The sequence below is a fragment of the Pseudomonas sp. NPDC087626 genome, from assembly GCF_044743405.1.
Lineage (GTDB): Bacteria > Pseudomonadota > Gammaproteobacteria > Pseudomonadales > Pseudomonadaceae > Aquipseudomonas.
The window spans coordinates 22,073-37,217 of the sequence record NZ_JBIUWJ010000020.1; the positions used below are offsets into that span (position 1 = coordinate 22,073).

A 15,145-nucleotide genomic window follows, 5' to 3' on the forward strand; every position below is an offset into this window, starting at 1 on the left:
GCTCAAGCCAGCGCAGCCTGATAGCGCTGCGCAACTTCCGGCCAATGGATCACGTTGTAAAACGCATTGATGTATTCCGGGCGGCGGTTCTGGTAGCGCAGGTAATACGCGTGCTCCCAGACATCCAGACCGAGGATTGGCGTATTGCCATTCATCAACGGGCTATCCTGGTTGCCACTGCTTTCCACCACCAGGGTCTTTTCCGGGGTAACGCTCAACCACGCCCAGCCACTGCCGAAACGGCTCAACGCGGCCTTGGTGAAGGCCTCCTTGAAGCTGTCGAAACCACCCAATTGAGCATCGATCGCCTTGGCCAACTCGCCTGCTGGCAGACCACCACCGTTGGGTACCATGACCGTCCAGAACAACGAATGGTTGGCATGCCCGCCACCCTGGTTGATCACCGCTGCGCGCAGCTTTTCCGGCAATTGCTGGACACTGGCCACCAAGCGCTCCACTGGCCACTCGGCAAACTCGGTGCCCTCTACTGCAGCATTGAGGTTGTTGATGTAAGTCTGGTGGTGCTTGGTGTAGTGGATCTCCATGGTCTGCGCATCGATATGCGGTTCCAGGGCATCGTAGGCGTAAGGCAGGGCCGGCAGGGTAAAAGCCATTTTAATGAGCTCCATAAAAAGCGCGCGCAGCATTAGGCTGCGCTGCGGTATCGATGTGCAGCAGACGGTGGGTACGCGGGTACTCGCCGTACTCGCTGATGAAAGTGAGCAGCTCGACATAAGTCTTGCTGCTTTGACGCAGTGCCGCCTCGCGCAAGGCCGGTGCCTGGCGCGGGTCCTGCAGGGTCTGCAACAGCAATTGATGGATGGCGCACAGGTATTCGGCGCTCTCCTCCGGCTGGTTCAGGCGCAGATGCAGGTCGGCGAGGTTGTGATGGGAGATCACACAGGCGGCGACCGCCTCGTCCGCGTCCGCCCAGCGAGCGAACAGCACCTGCGCCAGTGCCAGGGCCTGCAGGTAGGCCTCGCGAGCATCGACCAACTCGCCCAGCATGAAGCAGCGGTTGGCCCTTTCGATCGTGCGTTTCCAGTGCTCCATGGTGAGCCTCCTATGCGGTGACAGTGATTACACGCCGCCTGCGGTGAGCTTTTCCGGATTAAGCAGCTCTTCCAGTTGGCTTCGCGACAGGTCGGTGTATTCGAGGGCCACGTCGATCACCGGGCGACCTTGCTGATAGGCGGTCTTGGCGATTTCGGCGGCCTTCTGGTAACCAATGATCGGGTTGAGCGCAGTGACCAGGATCGGGTTGCGCGACAGTGCCTCCTTGAGCTTGGCCTCATTGACCTTGAAGCTGGCAATGGCCTTGTCCGCCAGCAGGCGACTGGAGTTGGCCAGCAACTCGATGCTGCTCAGCAGATTCTGGGCAATGATCGGCAGCATCACGTTCAGCTCGAAGTTGCCCGACTGCCCGGCGACGGTGATCACGCTGTCATTGCCGATCACTTGCGCGGCCACCATCGCGGTCGCTTCTGGAATCACCGGGTTGACTTTGCCCGGCATGATCGATGAGCCAGGCTGCAGCCCTTCGAGCTCGATTTCACCGAGGCCGGCCAAGGGGCCCGAGTTCATCCAACGCAGGTCGTTGGCGATCTTCATCAGCGATACGGCAGTCGCCTTGAGCTGCCCGGAAACCGCCACGGCGGTATCCTGGGAGCCGATCAAGGCAAACAGATCCTTGCCTGGGGTGAACGCCACCTTGGTCAGGGTGCTCAGTTGCTGGCTGAAACGTGCCGCGAACTGCGGGTGCGCATTGATCCCGGTGCCCACCGCCGTGCCGCCCTGGGCCAGGGATTGCAGGGCCGGCAACAGGTTGTGCAAATGGCCGATGTTGGCCTTGAGCTGCTGCGCCCAACCGTTGAGTACCTGGCTCATGCGCACGGGCATGGCGTCCATCAGATGGGTACGCCCGGTCTTGATGAACGGGTGAACCTGCTCGGCCTTGCGCTCGATCACCTGCACCAGGTGCTCGAGCGCCGGCAGCAGTTGTTCGTGCAGCGCCAGCGCGGCGCTGACGTGGATGGTGGTGGGAATGATGTCGTTGCTGCTCTGGCCGCAATTGACGTGGTCGTTGGGATTGATCGGCTCGCCCAACAGGCGACTGGCCAGGGTGGCCAACACTTCGTTGGCGTTCATGTTGGAACTGGTGCCGGAGCCGGTCTGGAAAATATCCACCGGGAAGTGCGGCATGAAATCCCCTTCAAGCAGACCCTGGGCCGCATCGACAATGGCCTTGCCCTGGGCTTCGCTCAGTTGCTGGAGCTCCACGTTGGCCTTGGCTGCCGCCGCCTTGGCGAGGATCAGCGCGCGAATGAACTGCGCCGGCATGCGCTGGCCACTGATGGGGAAGTTGTCCACGGCACGCTGGGTCTGTGCGCCGTACAAGGCGTCTACCGGGACTTGCAACTCACCCATGCTGTCACGTTCGATACGGGTATTACTCATCGGGAAATCCTTGCACCAGTTCAATGAGGGGAATGGAGGGCTGCAACTCGCAGGTCGCCAGTTGCCAGGTGTAGCTTTGCCAGCGCTTGAGCCGGCATTTGCACAAAGACAGGCGCTCCAGGTCGCGCAGCGGTCGCCAGGCCTGGTCCAGGCAGAGGCTGCGCCAATGCCAGGGCAAGGCGACATCGGCAGCGGTGTCCAGGAGCAATCGAAATGAGGTTTCAGCGACGGTCCAGGCCGAAGTAGCCGTACAACAGGACAGATACCGGCCTTCGGCCAGGTAATGTTCGATCAGGCGCGGTTCGTCAGGATCCAGCGCACAGCGGATCTGACGACTCATCCAGCGCCAGCTTTCGAGGTAAGGCTGCTCGTGCAAGGCAGAACTCATGACCCAGGCTCATTCGATAATGAGATTTATTATTAGATGATAATGAGAACCAAAACAACCCCGCCATCAATATTGAACTCATTGTGCGAGCCCGAGCAAGGCCCATAAAAAAAGGCGCGCCATCCGATGGGATGGCGCGCCTTTTTGGCAACGGTATGGTTTAGCTACCCGCCACCGTCATCCGCTCGATCAGTACCGAGCCGGTGCGAATGTTGCTGCGCAGTTCCAGGTCATTACCGACGGCCACGATCTGCTTGAACATGTCGCGCATGTTGCCGGCAATCGTCACCTCCTGGACCGCGAACTGGATTTCGCCGTTCTCGACCCAGAACCCCGCCGCACCCCGGGAGTAGTCGCCGGTCACCATGTTCAGCCCATGGCCCATCAACTCGGTCACCAGCAGGCCGCGGCCCATGCGCCGCAACAGCGCTGCCTGGTCTTCATCACCATGGGTGACGAAGAGGTTGTGCACGCCGCCTGAGTTGGCGGTGCTCGGCATACCGAGCTTGCGGCCGGAATAGGTACCCAGCACGTACGATACCAACTCGCCGTTTTCGACGAACGGCTTGGCGTAGGTGGCCAGGCCATCACCGTCGAACGCCGAACTGCCCATGGCGCGCATCAAGTGCGGGCGCTCATCGATGGTCAGCCACTCAGGAAACAATTTCTGCCCCAATGCACCCTCGAGAAACGACGACTTGCGGTACAGATTGCCGCCGGAGATCGCCCCCAGAAAACTGCCAAACAGGCCACCCGCCAGTTCGGCGGAAAACAGCACTGGCACTTCACAGGTCGGCACCGGCCGTGCGCCCAGGCGGCTGGCGGCACGCTGCGCAGCGCGTTGGCCAATGCTCAACGGATCGGCCAGCAAGTTGCCCTGGCGATTGACGTCATACCAGTAGTCGCGCTGCATCTGGCCATCCGCCTCGGCGATCATCACGCAACTGAGGCTGTGGCGGGTAGACGCATAACCACCGATGAAACCATGACTGTTGCCATACACCCGGCAGCCCTGATGGGTGCTGAGGGTGGTGCCATCGGCATTCTTGATCCGGCTGTCGGCGGCAAAGGCGGCGGCTTCGCAAGCCAGGGCCTTTTCGATCGCCTGCTCAGGCGTGATGTCCCAGGCGTGGAACAGGTCGAAGTCCGTCAGGTCCCTGGCCATCAGCGCGGCATCGGCCAGGCCCGAGTGTTCGTCTTCGGAGGTGTGCTTGGCGATCGCCAGTGCCGCGGCAACGGTTTCACGAATCGCCTCGGCGCCACTGGCCGAGGTGCTGGCCGAGCCTTTGCGCTGGCCAACATACAAGGTGATGCCAAAGCCCTGGTCGCGGTTGAACTCAACCGTTTCGACTTCCCGCTGGCGTACCGATGTCGACAGGCCCTGCTCCAGAGACACAGCCACTTCGCAGGCACTGGCACCCTGGCGCTTGGCTTCGGCGATGATCTGCTCGACTTGCTCTTGCAGTGCCGGCAACGCTTGTGGGCCGACGCTTTCAACTGCACTCATGCTGTTCTCCACTCAAATTCTGCTTTCGGTTAAGGCCATCGAGCGACCGGGCCGGACAAGCGGCCCCCGACTGGTTATCATGGCGGCGTTTCTTTGCGGACGGCCACCATGGTTGATTCTTACGACGACTCCCTCGATACGGGAGAAAAAAGCAAATCCCAGGTCAAACGTGAGCTGCATGCTCTGGTTGACCTTGGCGAACGCCTTACAACACTCAAGCCTGACTTGCTGGCAAAACTGCCTTTGACCGACGCCTTGCGCCGGGCACTGGCCGATGCGCCCAAGCACACCGCGAATATCGCGCGTAAACGGCACCTGCAGTTCATTGGCAAGCTGATGCGCGATCAGGACACCAGTGCCATTCTGGTACTGCTGGACCAACTCGACGCCTCCACTCGCCAATACAACGAACGTTTCCACGGTCTGGAACGCTGGCGTGATCGCTTGATCGCCGGCGACGACGCTGTCCTGGAAAAATTCGTCATCGAGTACCCGGACGCGGACCGCCAGCAATTGCGCTCCTTGATCCGTCAGGCTCAGCACGAGGTTGCGCAAAACAAACCTCCTGCTTCCAGCCGTAAAATCTTCAAGTACATCCGCGAGCTGGACGAGACACAACGCGGCCTGCGTTGAACCTCGTCGCGGATGGGTTGCCTGGCAACCCATCCGCAGCTCCATCCCTTACGCGCCCGTGCCACCCACGGTGATCGCGTCGATTTTCAAGGTTGGTTGGCCAACACCCACCGGCACCGACTGCCCATCCTTGCCACATGTCCCTACCCCACTGTCCAGCGACAGGTCGTTACCGACCATCGACACCCGACTCATGGCTTCCGGCCCGTTGCCGATCAGGGTTGCGCCCTTGACCGGTGCGGTAATCTTGCCGTCTTCGATCAGGTACGCTTCGCTGGTGGAAAACACGAACTTGCCACTGGTGATGTCGACCTGGCCACCGCCGAGGTTGGCGCAATAGATGCCCTTCTTCACCGAGGCGATGATTTCTGCCGGATCGCTTTCGCCACCGAGCATGTAGGTATTGGTCATGCGGGGCATCGGCAGGTGCGCATAGGATTCGCGACGACCGTTGCCGGTGCGTGCCACGCCCATCAGGCGCGCGTTGAGCTTGTCCTGCATGTAGCCCTTGAGCACGCCGTTTTCGATCAGCGTGGTGCACTCGGTCGGTGTGCCTTCGTCATCGACGCTCAACGAGCCACGGCGACCGGCCAGGGTACCGTCGTCGACAATGGTGCACAGCTTCGAGGCGACCATCTCGCCCATGCGGCCGCTGTAGGCCGAACTGCCCTTGCGGTTGAAGTCGCCTTCCAGGCCGTGGCCCACCGCTTCGTGCAGCAACACCCCGGACCAGCCCGAGCCCAGCACGACGGGCAAGGTGCCGGCCGGCGCCGGAATCGCTTCCAGGTTCACCAGCGCCTGGCGCAGGGCCTCGCGGGCGTAACCCATGGCACGGTCTTCGGCCAGGAAGTAGCGGTAGTCGGTACGCCCGCCACCACCGTGACCACCGCGTTCACGACGGCCGTTCTGCTCGACGATTACGCTGACGTTGAAGCGCACCAGGGGCCGCACATCCGCCGCCAGGCCACCGTCGGTGGAGGCCACCAGGATCCGCTCCCAGACCCCGGCCATGCTCACGGTGACTTGCTGGATGCGTGGATCGAGCGCGCGCGTGGCCACGTCGATGCGCTTGAGCAGCTCGACTTTTTCCGCACGGCTCAACACTTCCAGCGGGTTATCCGGCGCGTACAGCTGGGCGACGTCCTGGGTGGTAAAGGCCTGCACCGTGCCGTTCTGTCCGGCGCGGGAGATCGAACGGGCCGCACGAGCGGCCAGGCCCAGGGCTTCCAGGGTGATGGCATTGCTGTAGGCAAACCCGGTCTTCTCACCCGATTGCGCCCGCACACCCACACCCTGGTCCAGATTGAAGCTGCCTTCCTTGACGATGCCGTCTTCCAGCGCCCAGGACTCGGAGATCTGGCCCTGGAAATACAGGTCGGCGGCATCGATGCCCGGCCCCGCCAGGTCACCCAGCACGCTTTGCAGGTTCTCGATGGTCACGCCGCCTGGCGCTAGCAGATGTTCACTGACTGAGGACAACAACTCGCTCATAGGTTTACGCCTTAATTCAACGTTCTGAGGCAGGTCGCTGTGCGCCCTGCGAGAAAAAGCGCCGGTGACTGGACACCGGCATCCGCGCCCTGATGGACGCCTGTTCGCTGCTATCACGTGTGGCCAGCAGCACGGCCTCGCCTTGGTCCTGCTGGGCCAGCACGCGCCCCCATGGGTCGACAATCGCGGCGTGACCAAAGGTCTCGCGCGGCCCCGGGTGCGTGCCGCCCTGTGCGGCCGCCAGCACATAACACTGGGTCTCGATGGCGCGTGCCCGGATCAGCACCTCCCAATGGGCCGCACCGGTCACCGCGGTAAACGCCGCAGGGGCGGTAATCAGCTCAGCCCCGGCGGCGCGCAATTCGCTGTACAACTCGGGGAAGCGCAAGTCGTAGCACACCGTCAGGCCAACCCGGCCTACCGGTGTCTGGGCAACCACCACCGCACTGCCATGAGCATAGTCATCGGATTCACGGTAGCGCCCCCGATTGTCCGCCACATCGACATCAAACAGATGCAACTTGTCGTATCGCGCTACGGTTTCGCCATTCTCGTCGACCAGCAACGAGCAGGCATTGGCCTTCGCCTGGGGTTGATCCCGCGGCGGCAACGGCAGGGTGCCCGCGACTATCCATAACTTGAGGTCGCGGGCGGTCTGTTTCAACCACGGCAGGATCGGACCATCGCCCAACGCCTCGGCGCGGCCAAGGTCAGCGACGTCGCGCCGCCCCATGGCGGCGAAGTTTTCCGGCAGCACGGCCAGGCGCGCACCACCCTCGGCGGCCTGCTCGAGCAACTTGCGGGCCTGGGCAAGATTGGCCAGCACATCGCTCTGGCTGACCATTTGAATCACCGCAAGAGACATGGCGCACTCCGTTTCAGGTATGCGGCCATGCTACTCCATAGGCCCTTTGCGTGCGGGGGGAAAAAGCGCCTCAAAAAGGTTTTTCAAAGGTGATCTTCGGCTCTTTCACCGGACCTTTGACGGTGTATTTGACGCTGGCAAATCGCGCCACACGATCACCGATCAGTTTGTCGATCAGGAACAACGCACCACCCACCGCCGGCGCGCCGACGATCAGCGCGGCGATTGGCAGGTTATTGGTCAGCGGCAGGGTCACCAGCACCTTGGCATCAATACGGTCAGCGACCATGTCCAGGGTGCCGTTGAGCTCCAGGTTGCTCGAGGGCCCGGTCAAGGTAATCGGCTCGCGGGTGACAAACACCCCGTTGCTGGCGACCAGCAGGCCCTTGACCCGGTCGTAGCTCAAGCCCTTGTCGAACAGGTCGGAGAAGTCCAGGCGCAAGCGTCGGCCAATCGAGTTGAAGTTGAGCAGGCCGAACACCCGCAACGCCTGCGCACCGCCTTCGACTTCGACCATCTGCCCCTTGTTCAGCGTGGCATCCAGGCTGCCGGAGTAACGTTTCAGCCCGACCCAGGCCGGCGAACCGGGCCACCGCCCGTCGATATCCAGGTGGAAGTTGTCACTGGTCACCGTCGGCGCGAACCCCCAGCCCTTGAGCACATCCGCGAGGTTCTTGCCCTCGAGTCGGCCTTTGTACCAACTGCTGGTGGTGCCCGGTACGCCTTCCCAGCCGCCCGCACCCTGCAACTGCATGCCCTTGAGCCCCAGGTTCATGCTGTTGAACGCCAGCCCCTTGGCAGTCGGCCGTACTTTCAAGGACCAGGCGCCTACCAGGTCCTTGCCCTGGAACAGCTGAGCGATGTTGATATCCAGCGCCGGCACTTTGGTCGGGTCGACCGAGGCCAGCGGATCCGGGGCGTTTTCGTCGGCCTGCACCGCGGGGTCCGGCGCTGGCAGGCGCACGTACTGCAGGTTCACGGCAATCGGTGCGCCCTTGGCATCCGGTAGCCCGACCGTGCCCTTGACTTGCTGGCTATCGAGTTGCAGTCCCCAGGCCGCTGGCTTGCGATCCAGTTGTACCCGCGCCTGGTCCAGGGTGGTGCCGAATCCCGTGAGCTTGCCGACCCGGAAGTCAGCACCGCTGAGCAACTGCTTGGCGCTGCCCCCCGGATCCTGCCCGGCATAACGATCGACCAGGGCCTTCCAGGGTTCCACATCCAATTCCGAGAGCACACCACGAATACGCAGGCCCTTGGCGCCCGGCAGTACCGCGTTGCCGCTGCCGAGGAACAACTCACCACGACCCTCGGCAAAATTGCTCGCCGGCGCGGCGAAGGTGAAGTCCGCAAGGTCGCCGTAGTCGAGCCAATAGCGCCGCTCGGCGCCCTGCAGGGTCATGCGAAACACCGTGTCGCGGCCTTGTGCCGCCGGCATGCCAAAGGGTGCTGGTAAATCAACCGCGACGCCCTTGAGGCTGGAGCTGACCATCAACTGGCTGTCGGCGCCGTCGAGGTTGAGCTGCAACTGATAGGGGATGTCGCCGGAAACCGGCAGCGACTGGCTGACTTTGAGCCAATCAGTGAGCTTTTTCACCGTGACCTGGCCGGACGCGACGACCCGGGTATTGATCTTGCCACCCTTGCCATCGGCGAAGATCTGCGCGCTCACCGGCCGGTCGAAAGCCCGCGCGGTAATGCCCTGGCCACTCAGGCCCTTGCTGCTGTCAAAGCGGAAGTCGCCCTTGAGCTGAGTCAATTCCAGTTCCGGCTCGCTGAGCTTGAGGCGTGCCTTGGCAGTCTTGAAGTCCACCAGGATCTTCGGCTCCTCACCCTTTTCCAGGGGGATATCGAGCTTCAGCTTGCCTTGCAGGTCACCCTCGCCCTGCCAACCGGCAAAGGTCGGACCGGTGCCGATCGGCGCCTCCTGCAGAATCTTCACGCCATCGCCCAGACCACCGGCAAAGGCGCCGTCGATGTACATGTGGCTGTTCTTGCCCGCTGGCACATGGGGAATGTTGACGAAGACATCGCGCACCTGGGTATCGAGCAGTTGCCCTTGGCTTGCCAGGATGCGCACGCCACTGTCCTCGACGAACACATCGCCGCTGATCTTGCTCAGGTGCGGCCAGCCCGGCTGGAATGCCAGCTGCGCGTCGTGCACCTTGAAGAATAAGCTGATGCTGCGTGCAGCCTCGACCGCATCATGATTCAGCGAGCCCTGGTACTGGAAGAAGCCCTCATCGACCGCGCCCTTGAGAATGGCGGTACGCAGCCATTCGTCCAAGCCGGGACTGAGGACCGTGGGCAAGTACTTGGCGGTGTAGCGCCCATCACCCTCCAGCAGGCCGACCCGCAGGTCCATGTAGTCTTCCTGGGTGGGATCGAAGTGCAGGCGAATCAGGAAGTCACCAGCAATCTTGCCCTCCTCCCCCAGCACTTTCAGGTACGGTGCAATCAGCGTGAAGGCTTGCTTGTCGAGCTTCCAGGTCAACCGCGCATTGGCCTGGATGTACTGCCATGGCTTGGCGAAGATTGGGTCCAGGTGCAGGGAGAAGTCCTTGCTGTCCATGCGCAACTCACCCTGCCCGAGGTCGCCGCTGATGCTCCCGGACACGTTACGAGCCGCGGGCGCACCGTGATAGGCGTCAAAACCGACCTGCTGCAGATTGGCGGCGAAGCTGAACTTGCTGTCGTCGGTGGCTTCGGGTCGGATATCGAGCAACACGTTGCGCAAGGTACCGGTAACCTTGAGTCGCTCCACCACCGTGGCAAAGCCTTCGGGCAATGGCCCCAAGGCATTGAGGATCGGGGTGATGGGGGTCAGGTCGAGGCGATCGGCCTGTAGGTGCCAGAGCTCCTGGTTTTTTTCCGTGGTGGCCGTCTGCTGCAATTGCAGGCGAGTTTCCCAGCGAGTCTCACCGAGGTTCAGGGCCAGCGAATCCAGGCTCAACTTGAAGCCTTCGGCGCTGCGCTGGAAATAACCGTTGAGCGCCAGATTGTTGATCTGCACCGGCTTGCGCTCGGCGTAGGCGCCCTTGAATTGCGGGGCATTGAGGCGAATCGCGGCGCTCTGCAAGACGCCCTTGCCCCAACTCGCCCACAACTCGCCACCGGCCCTGATCTGGGAAAACTGCCATTGCTGGGTGATTCTCGCCGGCAACCAGCGCGCCCAGTCACTTTGCGGCAGGCTCAGATAGGCGTCGACCTCGGCGTCTTGCCACTGACTGGCGCGAATCCGGCTGCGCAGGCTCATGGCCAGCGGTTGGCCGTCGGGCAGGGTCAACCGCGCGTCGAGGCGCTGCCGGCTACTGCCAGTCTTGAGGCTCAGGCCCACGTAAGTCAGGGTCAGCGGCGGCTGATCCAAAGGTTGCAGGGTGATCTGGCTGTCGAGCACCGACAGCTGGGAGACCATCTGCATCTGGTTCAGCAGTTGCTCGGGGTCCAACGGCTTGTCCTGCTGCACCGGCAGGCCTTCGAGCGACCATTGACCGTCGGCACCTTCCTTGAGGCTGATCTTCAGGCCATTGAGCTCCAGGTGCTGGACGCGCACCGCGCGCGACAGCAGACTGTCCCAGACATTGGGCACCACCCGCACCTGATCCAGGTGCAAGGCATTGACGCCCTCCCCGACCGTTACGTCGTGGGCCAACAGGACCGGCGACATACCGCTCCAGCGCCCTTCCAGGCTGCCGATTTGCAGGGGCATGCCGAGCGCTTCACGGGCCTTGGTCTCGACCTCGCTCCGATACTCGGCCACCAGCGGAAACAACTCCCGCCCCAGGTTGACGTAAAGCGCGACCAGCACCAGCAGCAACGCGCAAAGCCCCAGCCCCCAGCGGGTCAGCGTGCCCAGAATGCGGATCAGACGTTCCATGTCAGTGGGTCCCCATGGAAAACAGGTTTCGCGAGTACAGGCCCGCCATCAGTCGCACAACGCAGCGATTCAGAGCAACACCACGTCGTATTGTTCCTGGGAGTACATGGTCTCCACCTGGAACCGGATGGTACGGCCGATAAAACCTTCCAGCTCGGCGACGTTGCCCGACTCTTCGTCGAGCAGCCGGTCGACCACTTTCTGGTTGGCCAGCACCCGATAACCTTCGGCCTGATAGGCCCGCGCTTCCCGCAGGATCTCGCGGAAAATTTCATAGCACACGGTTTCCGGCGTCTTCAGCTTGCCCCGGCCCTGGCAACTGCTGCAAGGCTCGCACAGGACCTGCTCGAGGCTTTCACGGGTGCGCTTGCGCGTCATCTGCACCAGGCCCAACTCGGTGATCCCGATGATGTTGGTCTTGGCGTGATCACGCTCCAGTTGTTTCTCCAGCGTGCGCAACACCTGGCGCTGGTGCTCCTCATCTTCCATGTCGATGAAGTCGATGATGATGATCCCGCCCAGGTTGCGCAGGCGCAGTTGCCGGGCAATCGCAGTCGCCGCTTCCAGGTTAGTCTTGAAGATAGTCTCTTCGAGGTTGCGGTGCCCGACGAATGCACCGGTGTTGACGTCGATGGTGCTCATGGCCTCTGCCGGGTCGACCACCAGATAGCCGCCGGACTTGAGCGGCACCTTGCGCTCCAGGGCTTTCTGGATTTCGTCTTCGACGCCATACAGGTCGAAGATCGGCCGCTCGCCGGGGTAGTGCTCCAGGCGGTCGGCAATTTCCGGCATCAATTCGGCGACGAACTGTGTGGTTTTCTGGAAGGTCTCCCGCGAGTCGATGCGGATCTTCTCGATCTTCGGGCTGACCAGGTCGCGCAGGGTACGCAGGGCCAGGCCGAGATCCTCGTAAATCACGTTGGGTGCACCGACGGTCTTGATCTGCGCACCGATCTGGTCCCACAGGCGCCGCAGGTAACGGATGTCCATCAGGATCTCATCGCCCCCCGCACCTTCGGCGGCGGTGCGCAGGATGAAGCCGCCCGCTTCCTTGATACCTTCCTTGGCCACGCAATCGGTGACCACCTGCTTGAGGCGCTCGCGCTCGGCTTCGTCCTCGATCTTCAGCGAAATACCGACATGGGCGGTGCGCGGCATGTACACCAGGTAGCGCGAAGGAATCGACAGCTGGGTGGTCAGGCGTGCACCTTTGGAGCCGATCGGGTCCTTGGTGACCTGCACCACCAGGCTCTGGCCTTCATGCACCAGGGCGCTGATGCTCTCGACCGCCGGCCCCTCGCGCAGGGAGATTTCCGAGGCGTGGATGAACGCCGCGCGATCCAGGCCGATATCGACGAACGCTGCCTGCATCCCCGGCAACACTCTGACCACCTTGCCTTTGTAGATGTTGCCGACGATGCCGCGCTTCTGGGTACGCTCGACATGCACCTCTTGCAGGACACCGTTTTCGACCACCGCCACGCGTGATTCCATCGGCGTGATGTTGATCAGAATCTCTTCACTCATGGCAGGATCTCGTTCAGGCATGTTCACGATTATGGCCGCATCAAGTCAGTACGGCGCAGAGCGCGCGATAAGGGTTTGCCAACAGGGTATGCCGAAATGGCCGAGCAGCTCGCAGGTTTCGCACAGGGGCAGGCCAACCACGGCCGAGTAGCTGCCATTGAGCCCGCAGACGAATACCGCCCCGAGCCCTTGAATACCATAGCCGCCAGCCTTGTCATGGGGCTCGCCGCTGGCCCAGTAGGCGCTGGCCTCGGCCTGGTCGATGGAGCGAAAACGTACCAGGCTGCGCACCACGCGCGACTCGCAACGCTGACCATCAAGCACGGCAACCGCAGTTAACACTTCATGTTCGCGCCCGGCCAGGCCCAGCAACATCGTCTGCGCCTCGGCTTGATCCCGCGGTTTGCCGAGAATCCGCCCGTCGAGCACCACGGCGGTGTCGGCGCCCAGCACGCACGCCGGGGCGGCGAATTGTTCGCTGCTCAGCGCGGCGTAACCCGCCTGGGCCTTGCCGCGCGCCAGGCGCTCGACATAGGCCGCAGGGGATTCGTCTGTCAGAGGGGTTTCATCGATGTCCGCGCTGATGGCGGTGAATGGCACGCCGATCTGCGTCAGCAGCTCACGCCGGCGTGGCGAACCTGAGGCGAGGTAGAGCGCAATCATCAAGACATCTCCCTGTCGAGGTGCGGGCAAATGCCTGACCGAATTAGTTGATTTTGTAGCGGCGGCTCAACCCACGCAATCCGAAGCTGACCCAGGGCCAGAGCAACGCGCTGATCAGCGCAGGCAAAAGCACAGCCAGGGTCTGGCGGTTTCCGGTCAAGGCGCTGAGCCACAGCTGCAGCAACTGCGCGAGCCCCAGGATCACCATGATCACCAGGCTTTGCTGCCACATCGGGAACATCCGCACCCGCTGTTGCAGGGTCAGGATCAGAAAGGTGATCAGGGTCAGGATCAACGCGTTGTGTCCCAGCAACGTGCCAAACAGCACGTCCTGGGCAATTCCCAGGCAGAAGGCCGTAAGCATCCCGACTTTCTGCGGCATCTCCAGCGCCCAGTAGGCCAGCGGCAAGGCGAGGAACATCGGGCGCAAGATCTCGACATGGGGAAAGGGCACGACGCTGAGCAGCAAGCCAATGGCGAATGTCAGCCAGATCATCCAGCCATTACGGGAACGGGTACTGGCCATTATTCTCTACCCTGGGTCGTGGCTGCGGGTGTCGTCGCGGGCGGCTTGGGGACTACTGGCTTGACTGGCGCTGCCTGGACCGGCGGTTTTGCTGGCTTGGCCGGCGTCACCGGCTTGGGCGCAGTTGCGGGCGCCGCTACCGGTGCTGCAGGCGCTGCCGCCGGGGCAGCAGCAGGTGCTGGCGCCGGCACGACGACAGCGCTGCCGACGTGCTGATCCTGCACGTCCTGAGCTTGGGCGGCTTCGTTGGCGCGCTCTTCCGGGGTACGGCTGTCGCTGAAGACCAGCAGCATGTAGCGGCTGCGGTTGAGCGCCGCCGTCGGCACCGCCCGCACAATGGCGAACGGCTGGCCCGAGTCGTGGATCACTTCCTTGACCGTGGCCACCGGATACCCTGCCGGGAAACGCTGGCCCAGGCCGGAGCTGACCAACAGGTCGCCTTCCTTGATGTCGGCGGTGTCCGCCACATGGCGCAACTCCAGGCGCTCCGGATTGCCGGTGCCGCTGGCGATGGCGCGCAAGCCGTTACGGTTGACCTGCACCGGAATGCTGTGGGTGGTGTCGGTCAGCAGCAACACCCGCGAGGTGTAGGGCATCAGCTCGACCACCTGGCCCATCAGGCCCCGGGCATCGAGCACCGGCTGTCCCAGCACCACGCCGTCGCGCTCACCCTTGTTGATGATGATGCGATGGGTGAACGGGTTGGGATCGACGCCGATCAACTCGGCCACTTCGACCTTTTCATTGACCAGTGCGGAGGAGTTGAGCAACTCGCGCAGCCGAACGTTCTGCTCGGTCAAGGCCGCCAGCTTCTGCATGCGTCCCTGCAACAGCAGGTTTTCGGTCTTGAGTTTTTCGTTTTCGGCGACCAGCTCGGTGCGGCTGCCAAACTGGCTGCTCACGCCTTGCCACAAACGCTCAGGCAGATCGGTGACCCAATAGGCGTCCATCAAGACCAGCGACATCTGACTGCGCGCAGGCTTGAGAACGTCAAAACGGGCATCGACCACCATCAAGGCGACCGATAGCACAGCCAGCACCAGAAAGCGCACGCCCAATGAGGGGCCCTTGGTGAAAAGCGGTTTAATAAGCCGCTCCTCCCAGGCAAATGTTCTGTTTATTCATACGGCATCAAACCGGCCTGGATGCAGACTGACAGAAGATAAACGCCAACAGGCAGCACTGCAAAGTGCTGCCTGTGCGTGAACAGCATA

The 15,145-nt window shown here is 62.4% G+C and carries 13 protein-coding genes; 1 reads left to right on the plus strand and 12 read right to left on the minus strand.

The window, feature by feature from the left end; all coding sequences use genetic code 11:
* Positions 1–2 precede the first annotated feature (2 nt).
* From ACIOVD_RS17510 to pmbA, 5 genes are all read right to left on the minus strand, one after another.
* Complete coding sequence (locus ACIOVD_RS17510) at positions 3–614, minus strand: superoxide dismutase (RefSeq protein ID WP_401129292.1); 612 nt, start codon at positions 612–614, stop codon at positions 3–5.
* 1 nt (position 615) lies between these two features.
* Positions 616–1,053 (minus strand): hypothetical protein, encoded by a 438-nt coding sequence (locus ACIOVD_RS17515; protein WP_095169345.1) that lies wholly within the window; start codon positions 1,051–1,053, stop codon positions 616–618.
* Between the two features lie 27 nt (positions 1,054–1,080).
* On the minus strand, positions 1,081–2,457 hold the full coding sequence (locus ACIOVD_RS17520) for a class II fumarate hydratase (protein ID WP_401129294.1): 1,377 nt from the start codon (positions 2,455–2,457) through the stop codon (positions 1,081–1,083).
* Positions 2,450–2,845 (minus strand): FagA protein, encoded by a 396-nt coding sequence (locus ACIOVD_RS17525; protein ID WP_401129296.1) that lies wholly within the window; start codon positions 2,843–2,845, stop codon positions 2,450–2,452. The genes ACIOVD_RS17520 and ACIOVD_RS17525 overlap by 8 nt, the downstream gene beginning before the upstream one ends.
* Before the next feature lie 160 nt (positions 2,846–3,005).
* Entirely contained in the window at positions 3,006–4,352 is a 1,347-nt protein-coding gene (gene pmbA, locus ACIOVD_RS17530; protein WP_095169342.1) for a metalloprotease PmbA, read from the minus strand.
* A gap of 108 nt (positions 4,353–4,460) precedes the next feature.
* Here pmbA and yjgA point away from each other — a divergent pair, with 108 nt between their 5' ends.
* Complete coding sequence (gene yjgA, locus ACIOVD_RS17535; protein ID WP_095169341.1) at positions 4,461–4,985, plus strand: ribosome biogenesis factor YjgA; 525 nt, start codon at positions 4,461–4,463, stop codon at positions 4,983–4,985.
* Positions 4,986–5,033: 48 nt separating this feature from the next.
* Here yjgA and tldD read toward each other — a convergent pair whose 3' ends face one another.
* The 7 genes from tldD to mreC form a co-directional block, all read right to left on the minus strand.
* The gene (gene tldD / locus ACIOVD_RS17540) at positions 5,034–6,476 is read right to left on the minus strand and encodes a metalloprotease TldD (RefSeq protein ID WP_095169340.1); all 1,443 of its coding nucleotides are present in this window, start codon (positions 6,474–6,476) and stop codon (positions 5,034–5,036) included.
* Between the two features lie 16 nt (positions 6,477–6,492).
* The gene (locus ACIOVD_RS17545; protein WP_401129299.1) at positions 6,493–7,341 is read right to left on the minus strand and encodes a carbon-nitrogen hydrolase family protein; all 849 of its coding nucleotides are present in this window, start codon (positions 7,339–7,341) and stop codon (positions 6,493–6,495) included.
* Between the two features lie 70 nt (positions 7,342–7,411).
* The gene (locus tag ACIOVD_RS17550) at positions 7,412–11,215 is read right to left on the minus strand and encodes a YhdP family protein (protein WP_401129301.1); all 3,804 of its coding nucleotides are present in this window, start codon (positions 11,213–11,215) and stop codon (positions 7,412–7,414) included.
* A gap of 69 nt (positions 11,216–11,284) precedes the next feature.
* A complete protein-coding gene (gene rng / locus ACIOVD_RS17555; RefSeq protein ID WP_095169337.1) occupies positions 11,285–12,742 on the minus strand; it encodes a ribonuclease G in 1,458 nt (485 codons plus the stop codon).
* Between the two features lie 45 nt (positions 12,743–12,787).
* Positions 12,788–13,405 carry a Maf family protein gene (locus tag ACIOVD_RS17560; protein ID WP_401129303.1) on the minus strand — a complete coding sequence of 206 codons (618 nt, stop codon included), beginning with the start codon at positions 13,403–13,405 and terminating at the stop codon, positions 12,788–12,790.
* 43 nt (positions 13,406–13,448) lie between these two features.
* Positions 13,449–13,931, minus strand: coding sequence for a rod shape-determining protein MreD (gene mreD / locus ACIOVD_RS17565; protein ID WP_095169335.1), 483 nt, complete (start codon positions 13,929–13,931; stop codon positions 13,449–13,451).
* Positions 13,931–15,019, minus strand: coding sequence for a rod shape-determining protein MreC (gene mreC, locus ACIOVD_RS17570; RefSeq protein ID WP_159998732.1), 1,089 nt, complete (start codon positions 15,017–15,019; stop codon positions 13,931–13,933). The genes mreD and mreC overlap by 1 nt, the downstream gene beginning before the upstream one ends.
* Positions 15,020–15,145: the final 126 nt, after the last annotated feature.

Excerpts from the sequence above, each read along its gene's own strand:
- ACIOVD_RS17510 (WP_401129292.1), bottom strand. The coding sequence starts at position 614 with ATGGCTTTTACCCTGCCGGCCCTGCCTTACGCCTACGATGCCCTGGAA.
- ACIOVD_RS17515 (WP_095169345.1), bottom strand. The coding sequence starts at position 1,053 with ATGGAGCACTGGAAACGCACGATCGAAAGGGCCAACCGCTGCTTCATG.
- ACIOVD_RS17520 (WP_401129294.1), bottom strand. The coding sequence starts at position 2,457 with ATGAGTAATACCCGTATCGAACGTGACAGCATGGGTGAGTTGCAAGTC.
- ACIOVD_RS17525 (WP_401129296.1), bottom strand. The coding sequence starts at position 2,845 with ATGAGTTCTGCCTTGCACGAGCAGCCTTACCTCGAAAGCTGGCGCTGG.
- pmbA (WP_095169342.1), bottom strand. The coding sequence starts at position 4,352 with ATGAGTGCAGTTGAAAGCGTCGGCCCACAAGCGTTGCCGGCACTGCAA.
- yjgA (WP_095169341.1), top strand. The coding sequence starts at position 4,461 with ATGGTTGATTCTTACGACGACTCCCTCGATACGGGAGAAAAAAGCAAA.
- tldD (WP_095169340.1), bottom strand. The coding sequence starts at position 6,476 with ATGAGCGAGTTGTTGTCCTCAGTCAGTGAACATCTGCTAGCGCCAGGC.
- ACIOVD_RS17545 (WP_401129299.1), bottom strand. The coding sequence starts at position 7,341 with ATGTCTCTTGCGGTGATTCAAATGGTCAGCCAGAGCGATGTGCTGGCC.
- ACIOVD_RS17550 (WP_401129301.1), bottom strand. The coding sequence starts at position 11,215 with ATGGAACGTCTGATCCGCATTCTGGGCACGCTGACCCGCTGGGGGCTG.
- rng (WP_095169337.1), bottom strand. The coding sequence starts at position 12,742 with ATGAGTGAAGAGATTCTGATCAACATCACGCCGATGGAATCACGCGTG.
- ACIOVD_RS17560 (WP_401129303.1), bottom strand. The coding sequence starts at position 13,405 with ATGATTGCGCTCTACCTCGCCTCAGGTTCGCCACGCCGGCGTGAGCTG.
- mreD (WP_095169335.1), bottom strand. The coding sequence starts at position 13,931 with ATGGCCAGTACCCGTTCCCGTAATGGCTGGATGATCTGGCTGACATTC.